The 9466-nt window shown below is 74.4% G+C and carries 1 protein-coding gene; it reads right to left on the bottom strand.

The window, feature by feature from the left end; genetic code table 11:
• Window positions 1-193: 193 nt before the first annotated feature.
• Entirely contained in the window at window positions 194-9460 is a 9267-nt protein-coding gene (locus tag AC4BDD_RS30415; protein ID WP_490688698.1) for an amino acid adenylation domain-containing protein, read from the bottom strand.
• Between the last annotated feature and the right edge of the window lie 6 nt (window positions 9461-9466).

Below are 9466 nucleotides of genomic sequence, written 5' to 3'. Positions count from 1 at the left end.
TGCAACGCGAAACAGGAAGAGAATGATCCTTCCTTGTGCGTTTCGGGGCGGAGGCGATCACTCTGGGCATTGCTTCGAAGGATTCCGGCCACACCCGACCCCGGGTGTGGCCGGAATCCTTCTCGGTTCCTCATGGTCCGGGCAGGGATGCGACGCATTCCGGCCACCGGGTCCAGTTGGTACCAGTTACCGCTCAGTTTCCGTTCCCCGGGCGGGGAACATCCTGCTCCCGCAGCCGGGCGAGGACGGTTTCCGGACCGGCTTCCGCGATACGGGCGAGCAGCCGCTCGTATTCGCGCGCGAACCGCTCGGCGGTATGCGGGGCGAACAGGTCGGTGCTGTACTCCAGATAGCCGTCCAGACCCTCGCCCGCCTCCTGGAGGACCAGGTTCAGGTCGAACTTCGCCGTGCCGGTCACGGTCGGCAGATGCCGGACGGCGACCCCCGCTTCCGCGGGCCCCTCCCCCGGCCCGTCGCCCGGTGCCGTCTCGGCAGCCGGTGCGGGGGCGGGGGCGGGAAGCAGGTTGAACATCGCCTGGAACAGCGGCGCGTGGGCCGGGTCCGGCTCCGGGACCAGGGTGCGAACCAGGTCGGCGAAGGGCAGGTCCTTGTTCTCGTGGGCCTCCGCGGTGGCCTCGGCGGCCTCGGCCAGAAGGGCGCCGAAGGACCGCTCCGGGGTGACGTCCAGCCGCAGCACCAGGGTGTTGGTGAAGTAGCCGACGACCTCCTCCAACTCGGCCCGCGGCCGGTTGGCGACCGCCGTGCCGATGGCCAGCTCGCGGTCCTCGGTGCGGGCGCCGAGCAGGACCGCGTACGCCGACAGCAGGGCCATGTAGAAGGTGGCGCCGTGCTCCTGAGCCAGCCCGCGCAGCCGGCCGGCGGTGCCGGCCGGGACATGGACCGGGACCTGAGCGCCCTGGTGGGACCTGACCGGTCCGCGCGGGTAGTCGGTGCGCAGCGCGGTCGCGGCAGGCAGCCCGGCCAGCCGGCCCCGCCAGTAGGACCGCTGCCGGTCCAACTCCGCGGCGCCCACGGCCTGCCGCTGCCACAGGGCGAAGTCGGCGTACCCCGGGGACGGCCGGGCCGGGCGCGGCTCCCGGCCGGCGGCCAGGTCGGCGTAGAGCTCCATGAGCCCGGCCAGCACCAGGTTCACCGACCAGCCGTCGAAGACGCCCCAGGGCCGGGTGAGCACGGCGATGTGGGACCGCTCGGACAGGGCCAGCAGGTGGGCCCGCAGGACCTGCCCGTCGCCCGGCGCGAACGGGCGCAGCCGCTCGGCACGCAGCCAGAGGCGGGCCGCTTCCTCGTCCGGCACGGCGAGCACCGGCACGCTGCCGCCGGCGGCCTCGCGGACGTGCTGGGTCCAGACCCCGTCGCGCTCGGTGTAGCCGGTGCGGAGCACCGGGTGACGGTCCACCAGGGCGGCGACGGCGCGGGCGTAGGCCGCCCGGTCCAGCGGGCCGTCGATACGGAAGGCCAGCTGGACGTTGTCGTGGGCCTCGGCGAGGTGGCCGGGGCGGGAGAGGAACCACAGGTCCTGCTGCTGGAGGCTGAGCGGGGCCTCGGTGGCGGGAGCGGTGCCGACGGCGAGCGCCGACCCGGCCGGATCCGCCGTGCCGGCCCGGTCGGCCTGGTCCAGGACGGCGGCCATCTGCTCCATGGTGGCCCCGGTGAACACCAGCTTCAGCGGGAGTTCGGCGCCGGTCTCCTGCTTGACCCGCAGGGTGAGGCGGGTGGCGAGCAGGGAGTGGCCACCCAGGTCGAAGAAGGTGTCGTGGAGGCCGACCCGGCCGACCCCGAGCAGGTCGCCGGCGATCCGGCACAGGGCCCGCTCGGTCGCGGTGCGCGGGGCCGCGTACTCCTCCTTGGCGACGTCGTCCTCGCCGGGCGCGGGCAGGGCCCGCCTGTCCACCTTGCCGTTGGAGGTCAGCGGCAGCTCCTCCATCACCACGAAGGCGCTGGGGACCATGTACTCGGGCAGCCGCTCGGCCAGATGCTCCTTGAGCATCCGGGCCATGGCCGGGCCGAGCAGGCCCAGCTGGGGGCTGCCGGCCAGGTGTCCGGCCCGGTACGCGGAGCGGGCCCGGATCCGGGGCAGCCCGCCCCGGCCGAAGAGCAGGTCCACGCCGCCTGGCCGGTCCTGGGACCAGGTGGCGGCCGACCGGAGCCCGAGCGACTCCGCCCGGGCGAGGACGGCGGCCAGCCGAGTGTCCCCGGCCGGGGCGGCGGCCGGGGCCGGCACCTCGCGGGCGGCCGCCCAGCGGCCCAGGTCCGCGTAGAGCCGGACGTCCTCGGCGAGGCCGGGGTGGGTCAGGCCGGTGACGCCGAACCGGTCGGGGAGCTCCCCGGCGCCGTCTTCGAGCAGCGCGCGCAGGGCGTCCGGATCGGATGCCTCCAGCCAGGGGTGGTCGTCGGCGGGCGCGGTGGCGGTGCCGCCCTTGGTGAGCAGCACGTCGTACCGGCAGGCGTCCTGCCCGGCGGTGTCGCCGTCCCGAGGGAGGGAGACGGTGAGGTCCACGGCGCCCAGGTCGGGCAGCCGCTCGGGCAGGCCGGCGAACCAGGTGGGGCTGAGGGCCAGTTCCTCCTCGGTGCGCAGCCGGTGGTGGACGCGGGCGCGCAGTTCCCCGGCGGTGGTCGGGCAGCCGGCGCGGGCCCGCTCGTCGGCACAGAGCGCGGCCGGCAGCAGGTCCAGGTTGCGGACGCCGGCGAGCAGGATCCGGCCGCCCTCCTCGAGCAGCGGCAGCAGCCCGGCGAGGGTCTCCTCCAGATAGCGGTGGTTGGGGAAGTATCCGACGACCGCGTTGAGCACGATCGTGTCGAACCGGGCGCCGGCGAGTTCGCCGCCGGACGGGTCGAGAAGGGTGCGGGCGTCGCCGTGGCCGAGGGTGACGTGGGTCCAGCCGCGGCGCCCGGCCAGGGCCCGGACGGCGTCCAGGGCGGAAGCGGACAGGTCGACGGCGTGCACAACCTCGCAGTGGCCGGCGTACCGGTCGAGCAGGGCGCCGGTGCCGCAGCCGATCTCCAGCAGCCGCTTGGGCCGCAGCTCCCCGACGGCGCGGGCGACGGCGTCCAGGGACGCGTCGCCGCCGGTGCCCGGGGCTTCGGCCGCGGCGGCCTCGTGGAACTGGTCGAAGTGGCGCCGCCACCGGTCCAGGTGGGCGGCGTTCTGCTGCTGTGCGGCCTCCTCCAGCCAGGCGGGCGTGGGCCGGACGTAGGCGACCAGGGTGCTGGACTCGCCGGTGGGCCGGGGCACCACCACGGCGCTGTGCACGGCCGGGTGGGCGTGCAGGGCGCCCACGATCTCGCCGGGCTCGATCCGGAACCCGCGCACCTTGACCTGGTCGTCGGCCCGGCCGAGGTACTCCAGGGTGCCGTCGGGCAGCCGGCGGGCCAGATCGCCGGTGCGGTACATCCGCTCGCCGGGCGCCCCGAACGGGTTGGCGAGGAACCGCTCGGCGGTGAGGTCGTCCCGGCCGAGGTAGCCGTGGGCCAGGCCGGCTCCGGAGAAGTACAGCTCGCCGGCCACGCCCGCCGGGACCGGGCGGAGCCGGGGGTCCAGGACGTAGGCGCGGGTGTTCGCGATCGGCCGGCCCAGCGGGGCGGCGTCGGGCCAGTCGGCGACGTCCGCGGGCAGGGTGGCCGCGGTCACCACGTGGGTCTCGGAGGGCCCGTACTGGTTGTGCAGCCGCAGGTGCGGCCGTTCGGCGTGGAACCGGCGGACCTGGGCGGTGAGTTGGAGGGCCTCCCCGGCCTGAAGGACGTGCCGCAGCCGGTCCAGCGGCAGGCCCTGCTCGGTGGCGGACTCGTAGACGGCGGCGATGACCACGTTGGGGGCGAAGAACTCGGTGATCCGCTCACGCTCCAGCCAGCGGGCGAGTTCCGCCGGGTCCACCCGGATGTCCTCGGTCGGCACGCACAGGGTCTTGCCGTGCAGCAGGGCGTTGAGCAGCTCGTACTCGGACATGTCGAAGCTGACCGCGCTGAACTGGGCCACCCGGGAGCCGGGGACGGCCGGGAAGACGTCCCTGGACCAGGCGAGCAGGTTGGTCAGCACCCGGGCGGGCAGCACCACGCCCTTGGGCCGTCCGGTGGAGCCGGAGGTGTAGACGACGTAGGCCGGGGTCTCGGGGGTGAGCGGGGCGGTGCGGTCCTGGGGGCCGGGGTCGGCGGCGGCCGCGGCGGCGAGGCGGTCCGCGGTGGCCGGCTCGTCCAGGACCAGCAGCGGGGCGCCGTCCAGGGCGGGGGCCGTCGCGCGGTCGGTGAGGACCACGGCGGGCCGGGTGTCGCCGAGGATGAACTCGATCCGGTCCTGCGGGTACTCGGGGTCGATGGGCAGGTAGGCCGCGCCCGTCTTGAGCACGGCGAGGAAGGCGGTGATCAGCCCGCTGCCGCGGGGCAGGCAGACGCCCGCGTAGCCGCCGGGCCCGACCCCCTGGTCGATCATGAGGCGGGCGAGCCGGTTGGCGCGCTCGTTGAGTTCGGCGTAGGTGGCGTCGTCGCCGGGTGCGCTGACGGCGAGGGCGTCGGGGGTACGGGCGGCCTGCCGCTCGATGAGTTCGGCGAGCGGGGTGGTGGTGACCGGGGCGTCGGGGCCGCTGCCCTCGGCGAGCAGCCGGTCGCGGTCCTGCGGGGAGAGGATCGGCACGTCCAGGGCGGCGGTGCGGGTGCCGTCGCCGTCGGCGAGGGCGGCGGTGATCCCGGCGAGGGCGGCCTGGACGAGGCCGGCGACGGTCTCGCAGGGCACTTGCCGGTCGGCCTGGATGTCCAGGGAGAGGGAGTCGCCGAAGTCGTCCAGGGAGACGGCCACCGGATAGTTGATGCCGTCGGCGGCGGCCAGGAAGCGGATCCCGTGGCCGTCGGTCAGGGCCTCGGCGGCGGCTCCGTGGCCGGTCTCGAAGTGCCGGAAGTTGGCGACGGCGCTGAACAGCGGGGCGTCGCCGGCCAGTCCGCTGCACCGCTGGGCGAGGCTGAGCGGGGTCTGCTCGAGGGCGATCAGCTCCTTGAGCCCGGTGTCGACCTCCTCGATCAGCTCGCGGACGGTACGGCCGGTGAGGTTGGTGCGCAGCGGCAGGGTGTTGATGAAGTTGCCGAGCATGCGCTCGACGCCGGGCACACCCTGGAGGCGGCCGGACATGATGGTGCCGAAGACGACGTCCTCGCGGTTGCTGGTGCCGGCCACCACGCACGCCCAGGCGGCGTGGAAGAGGGCGGCGGGGCTCAGCCGGAGCCGCTTGGCCTGGGCGCGCACCTCGCGGGTGAGGGCGTCGGGCAGCTCGCGGCGGAGCCGGCGGACCCGGCGGATGTCGCCGTGGACGTCGGTCAGCCCGAACGGCGCGGTGGGTTCGGTGACGTCGCCGAGGACGGCCCTGAAGTGGCTCTCCGGGTCGGCGGCGGCCTGCTGGTGCCGGGTGTGGGCGACGAAGTCGCGGTAGGGGGCGGGGGGCGCCAGCAGGTCGGTGCGGTCCGCCAGGTGCAGGGCGAGTTCGGCGAGGGTGAGCCGCAGCGAGGTGGCGTCCTCGATCAGGTGGTGGGCGCTGAGCAGCAGGAAGCGGCGGTCGCCGGAGGGGTCCTCGGCGATGGTCAGCCGCAGCAGCGGAGCGGCGTCGATCTCCAGGTCGGCGGGGCGTTCCAGAAGCGCGCGCGCCTGTTCCTCGGCGTCCTGCCCGGCGTCCAGCACGATCCGACGGACGGGCAGTCGCGCGCTGCGCTGGACGACCTGGACAGGCTCGGGGAGGTTGTCGGTGACCACCGCGGTGCGCATCACGTCGTGCCGGTCCACGACGGCCTGGAGGGCCGCGGTGAACGCGGCGCAGGCGGCCTCGGACTCCGCGGTGTAGAGGGTGGAGACCAGGTAGGGGTCGTTCTCCGGGTCGAGCAGACGGTGGAAGAGGATGCCCTCCTGGGTGGAGACCAGGGGGTAGATGTCCTGGACGTTCGCGGCGCCGCCGGGGACGGTGGCGGTGACCGCGTCGATCTGCTCCTGGGTGAGGTCCACCAGCGGCAGCATGTCCGGGGTGATCCGCTCGCAGCCGTCCGGAATGGCGTTCGGCGGCACCTGGTAGGCGTCGGTGGCCTCGGCGGCGTCGATCTCGGCGGCCAGGTCGGCGAGGGTGGCGGCGCCGAACACGGCGCGCACTGTGGCGTTGAGTCCGCGCTCGGCGAGCCGGGCCACCAGCACGGTGATCAGCAGCGAGTGGCCGCCGAGGGCGAAGAAGTTGTCCCCGGCGCCGATCCGGTCGTCCTCCCCGAAGCCGAGCAGCTCGGCCCACAACGTGGCGAGCAGCCGTTCGGTGGGGGTGGCCGGGGCGGTGTAGGCGCGCTGGGCGAAGGCCTCGATGCCGGGGGCGGGCAGGGCGCGGCGGTCGAGCTTGCCGTGCGTGGTGACGGGCAGTTCGTCCAGGACGACGAAGGCGCCGGGCACCATGTACTCCGGCAGCGCCGCCTCCAGGTGCCTGACGAGGTCGGCGCGCAGCTCGGCCTCGTCGCCGCCGCGGGCCTCGTCGGTGAGTACCGGGTAGGCGACCAGCCGGGGGTTGCCGGGCTGGTCCTCGCGGACCAGGACGGCACAGGCGCGGACTGCCGGGTGGGCGGTGAGCCGGTGCTCGATCTCGCCGAGTTCGATGCGGAAGCCGCGGAGTTTGACCTGGTCGTCGGCGCGGCCGAGGTACTCCAGGGTGCCGTCGGGCAGCCAGCGGGCCAGGTCGCCGGTGAGGTACATGCGGGCGCCGGGCGTGTCGTCGAACGGGTCCGGAACGAACCGTTCGCGGGTGAGGTCCGGCTGGTGGAGGTAGCCGCGGGCGAGGCCGGCGCCGGCGATGTAGAGCTGGCCGACGCAGCCGATGCCGGCGGGCCGCAGGGCCCCGTCGAGGACGTACAGCCGGATGTTCTGGATGGGCCGGCCGATGGGGACGGTGCGCGGGGCGGGCCCGGCGGGCACCGTCCAGTGGCTGACGTCGACGGCGGCCTCGGTGGGCCCGTACAGGTTGTGCAGGGGGGCGGGGTGCCGCTCGTAGTGGCGGGCACACAGTTCGGGCGGGAGCGCCTCGCCGCTGCAGAACACCTGGCGGACGGTGGTGCAGTCGGCCCAGCCGGGCTCGGCGACCATGGAGCGCAGCATGGACGGCACGAAGTGCAGGGTGGTGACGCCGAACTTGACGATCGCGGAGACCAGGTAGCCGGGGTCCTGGTGGCCGCCGGGCTCGGCGACGGCGAGCCGGGCGCCGAAGAGCAGCGGCCAGAAGAACTCCCACACCGAGACGTCGAAGCTGTAGGGGGTCTTCTGCAGGACGGTGTCGTGCTCGTCCAGCCGGTACTCGTTCTGCATCCACTCGATGCGGTTGACCGCGGCCCGGTGCTCGATCATGACGCCCTTGGGGCGGCCGGTGGAGCCGGAGGTGTGGATGACGTACGCCAGGTTGCCGGAGTCCAGGCCGGCCACGGACGGGTTCGCGTCGGACAGGCCGTCCAGGGTGGCGCCGTCGCGGTCGCGGAGGGTGCCGTCGCGGTCGGCGGTGAGCAGGTCGGCGCAGCCGCGCAGCGGGGCCGGGTCCAGGCCCGGCTGGGTGAGGACCACCCGCACCCCGGAGGACTCGATGAGGTCCTCGACGCGGCCGGCCGGGTAGGACGGTTCGACGGGCATGTAGGCGCCGCCGGCCTTGAGGATGCCGTAGATCGCGGCGACCATCTCCGGGGAACGGCGCATGGAGAGGCCGACGAGGGTGTCCGGGCCGACGCCGTGCCGGCGCAGGGCGTCGGCGATGCGGTTGGCCCAGGTGTTGAGCTCGGCGTAGGTCCAGCTGCGGCCGGCGTCGACGAGGGCGGTCCGGCCGGGGTGGCGGGCCGCCCGCTCCTCGAACAGCTGGTGCAGGCAGCGGTCCTCGGTGAACGGGCGCCGGGTGTCGTTCCACTCCTTGACGACCCGGGTGCGTTCGGCGTCGTCGAGGAGGGACAGGGCGGAGATACGGGCGCCGGGTTCGGCGGTGATGGCGGTGAGGAGCCGGCCGAAGTGGCCGGTGAACCGGCGGATCGTGGCCGCGTCGAACAGGTCGGTGTTGTACTCGATCGTCCCGGCGAGCCCGTCCGGGGTCTCCCGCAGGTCCGCGGTGAGGTCGAACTTGGTGACGCCGAGGTCGGATTCGACGGCGGACACGGTGAGTTCGCCGAGCCGTGCGGTCCGCTCGGTCTGTGCCTCCTGGAGGACCAGCATGGTCTGGAAGACCGGCGAGTGGGCGAGGCTGCGTTCCAGCTGGAGGGCGTCGGCGACGGCCTCGAAGGGCACGTCCTGGTGGTCGTAGGCGGCCAGGGAGGTCCGCTTGACCTGGGCGAGCAGCTCGGGGAAGGCGGGGTCGCCGGAGAGGTCGGCGCGCATCACCAGGGTGTTGGCGAAGAAGCCGATGAGGCCTTCCACCTCGATCCGGTTGCGGCCGGCGACGACGGTGCCGACGGCGATGTCGTCCTGGTCGGTGTACCGGCCGAGGACGACGGCGTAGGCGGCGAGGAGGGTCATGTAGAGGGTGACGCCGTGGTCCGCGGCGACCTTGCGCAGGCCGTCCAGGAGCGCGGGCGGCAGCAGGAAGGTCTCGCGGGCCCCGTGGTAGGTCTTCACGGCGGGGCGTTCCCGGTCGGCGGGCAGGGTCAGCCGCGGGTCGACGCCGGCCAGCTGCTCCTTCCAGTGGGCGAGTTGCCGGTGCTGCTCCTCGCCTGCCAGCCACTGCCGCTGCCAGTGCGCGTAGTCGGCGTACTGGACGGGCAGCGGGGCGAGCGGGGAGGGCAGGCCGGCGGTGAACGCCTCGTACAGGGCGCTCAGGTCGCGCACGAGGACGCCGACCGACCAACCGTCGGAGACGGCGTGGTGCATCGTGATCAGCAGGATGTGCTCGCGGTCGGACTCGCGGAGCAGCCGGATCCGGATCAGCGGGTCGTGTTCCAGGTCGAAGGGGGTGGCGGCCTCGCGGGCGCAGACCGCGGCGAGCCCGTCGGGGTCGGCGAGGTCCTCCTCGGTGACGGTGATGTCGGCGCCGTCACCGATCAGCTGGTACGGGACGCCGTCGCGGTCGGTGAACCGGGTGCGCAGGGCCTCATGGCGGCGGATCAGCTCGGTCAGGGCACGCAGCAGGGCGGGGCGGTCCAGGGGGCCGCTCAGCCGGGTGGCCACGGGGATGTTGTACGCGGCGCTGCTGCCGTCCAGCTGGGCGAGGAACCACAGGCGCTGCTGGGCGAATGAGAGCGGGACGGGCTCCCCGGCGGTGCGGGGCAGCCGCGGGATGGAGCCCGCGCCGGCCGGGGCGGCCCCGCCGGAGCCGGCCCCGGGGGTGCCGGGGCCGGCGGCGAGGCCGCGGTCGAGGGCGGTGAGGTCGACGCCCTGCTCGCGCAGCAGCGCGATCAGGGCGCGGCGGCGCTTCTCGGGCAGTGCGCGGACCTTCCGGAGCAGGTCGAGTCCGGTGTCGTGGGTGGTGGTCATCGTCGT

The organism is Streptomyces sp. JLBT605 (assembly GCF_058215555.1).
Note: the sequence above shows the minus strand (reverse complement) of the source record. Positions and strands in the feature narration are given on the sequence as shown.

Coding starts and splice junctions, on each gene's coding strand:
- AC4BDD_RS30415 (WP_490688698.1), bottom strand. CDS start 9,460: ATGACCACCACCCACGACACCGGACTCGACCTGCTCCGGAAGGTCCGC.